Source organism: Streptomyces sp. MBT53 (assembly GCF_016654115.1).
Taxonomy (GTDB): Bacteria; Actinomycetota; Actinomycetes; order Streptomycetales; family Streptomycetaceae; genus Streptomyces.
Window position 1 is genome coordinate 1 of record NZ_JAEQAZ010000403.1, and the last position, 2,464, is coordinate 2,464.

2 protein-coding genes are annotated in these 2,464 nt (G+C 70.3%); one reads left to right on the forward strand and one right to left on the reverse strand.

Annotated features, from left to right (window positions below; genetic code table 11):
* Positions 1 to 34 precede the first annotated feature (34 nt).
* Complete coding sequence (locus JHN45_RS51560) at positions 35 to 1,057, forward strand: LLM class flavin-dependent oxidoreductase (RefSeq protein WP_201056415.1); 1,023 nt, start codon at positions 35 to 37, stop codon at positions 1,055 to 1,057.
* Positions 1,058 to 1,716: 659 nt separating this feature from the next.
* Here the strand turns inward: JHN45_RS51560 and JHN45_RS51565 are convergent.
* The coding region (locus tag JHN45_RS51565; RefSeq protein ID WP_374195701.1) for a hypothetical protein at positions 1,717 to 2,464 on the reverse strand (748 nt) is incomplete at its 5' end.

A 2,464-nucleotide genomic window follows, 5' to 3' on the forward strand; every position in this document is an offset into this window, starting at 1 on the left:
GAATCAACTGTGGCTGCCGGATGCTCTGGCCTGCGTGAAGAAGATTGGTTTCCTTTCGTTCGGTCACTGGTCGCCGGGTCCGCATTCGAAGACCCGGTCCGCCGCCGATTTCCTGTACCAGTCGATCGATCTGGCGGTCGCCGCCGAGGAGCTGGGCGTGGACGGCGCGTATTTCCGTGTGCATCACTTCGCGCAGCAGGCGGGCAGCCCGTTCCCGCTGCTCTCGGCCATCGGCGCGCGGACCTCGCAGATCGAGATCGGTACCGGTGTGATCGACATGCGCTACGAGAACCCGCTGTACATGGCCGAGAACGCGGGTGCCGCCGACCTGATCTCCGGCGGCCGGCTGCAGCTGGGCATCAGCCGTGGCTCACCGGAGCAGGTGATCGACGGCTGGCGCCACTTCGGCTACGCCCCCGGGGAGGGCGAGAGCGGCGCGGACATGGCCCGCCGGCACGCCGAGACGTTCCTGAAGGTGATCGGGGGCGAGGGCTTCGCGCAGCCGAACCCGCGGCCGATGTTCCCCAACCCGCCGGGACTGCTGCGCGTCGAGCCGTACTCCGAGGGGCTGCGCGAGCGGATCTGGTGGGGCTCCAGCTCGAACGCGACCGCCGTGTGGGCCGCGCAGCTGGGGATGAACCTGCAGAGCTCCACGCTCAAGGACGACGAGACGGGCGAGCCGCTGCACGTCCAGCAGCGCAGGCAGATCGAGGCCTACCGCGAGGCCTTCAAGGCGGCGGGCCACACGCGTGAGCCGCGGGTGTCGGTCAGCCGCAGCATCTTCGCCCTGACCGACGACGCGGACCGGGCCTACTTCGGCAACGACCGCAACTCCCGCGACCAGATCGGCATGATCGACGACACGACCAGGGCGGTCTTCGGCCGCTCCTACGCCGCCGAACCGGACGTGCTGGTGAAGCAGCTCCGGCAGGACGAGGCCGTCCAGGCCGCGGACACCCTCCTGCTGACCGTCCCCAACCAGCTCGGCGTCGACTACAACGCCCACGTGCTGGAGAGCATCCTGACCCAGGTGGCACCGGAACTCGGCTGGCGCTGAGCGGCCGCCCTGCGCGGGACGGCTCGGCACCGTGGTGGTCGGGCCGTCCCGACCGCACCGTGCTCGCGGACGGGCGGCCCCGTGTTCCCCAGCCGCGTCAGGAGCGGGTCAGGGGTGTCCTTCGGCCGCGTGCGTCACCCGGAGCGCCGACGACGCGCGCGATGCGCCGGGCCCGTCGACGGATTCGGGAAAAGCCGGGGAGGGCCCTTGAGGCTCCCGCCCCGGCAAACAGCTGGCACCAGCCGGCTGTTGAGGTCTCCGCCCCGGCGGACGACACCGGTTGATCCCGCCGCCGGTCCTGCAGCGCCGGTCCGGGGACTGTCGGTCTGACCCGTGGCCCCGTGCCGCCTTAAGCCGGGGGCACCGGAGGCGAAGCCTGCGTCTCCGCGAGGGATCCATGAGGAGGCAGGTGCCGACCGGCCGCCGGGGAGAACCCCGGACTCTGGCGAAGTGGACTCTCGTGGTGCACGGTCGCCGCCGCGCCCGTCGCCGTCGGACGGTGTGTGCCGTAGGGGAAGGTCGGAGGTTCGACCGGAAGCGGCCGCGTGCGCACCTGCGGGATCGAAAAGCGCCGATGCTCATCCCTGCAAGTCAGGGGAGACGCATCGACGCCTCCCTTTGTGAGCGGGCCACTGATCGACTGAGTGCGAGCGGACCAGCTAGTGGGCAGCGAGCAGCGTTCGGGCCAGGATGCGGAGTTCTTCGTCCGGATGGTCCTGTCCCGACAGAGGCGAGTCATGGATGAGGCGGAGCGGCGAGAAGGCGAAGGAGTGAAGGGTGGGGCGGAGCTCTTCCGGGGCCTGGTCAGTGGCGGCGAGGGCTTTGAGCGCGCGGAGGCCGGCCGGGGTAGGGCCAACCAGTTCGGCAAGGATGGGGACGGCACGGTCCGGGGATCCGGTGATCCAGAGGAGAGCCTCGGCAGCCGCCAGTCGAGTCCACTCGTATCCTGCCCCCAGTAGAGGCTCGATGAACGGCAGCAGCGGAGCGGCGGCGCTGCCCATCGGCTCCAGAGCGCTCAGGTACCCGTGCGTCTGGCCCGTCCCGGAGAGCAGCCCTTCGAACGTGCAAAGGGCCAGATCGACATTCCCGGTCAGCTGGTAGTGGGCCACGGCCGCCGCAGCACGCAGAGCGAGGTCGCTGCTCTGCACAGCCTCGCACAGCAGGTCGGTGGTCTCCCGCGTTGCGATGCCGTTAGCTCCGAGGTGGCGGGCGGCAACGATGGCCGCACGGCGGGTCTGTAGACACGCAATGAGTTCCGGCAGAGCTTGGCGGGCTCTGGCGCCGAACGGTGCCAGAGCCCCGACCAGGGCGATGCCTTCATTCCCGGTGGCGCCCGTTGCCAGCTCACGGCGGATAACGGGTATCAGCTGGTCGGCCGCCTCGGGAAAGCGGCGCGCTGCCGCTGCG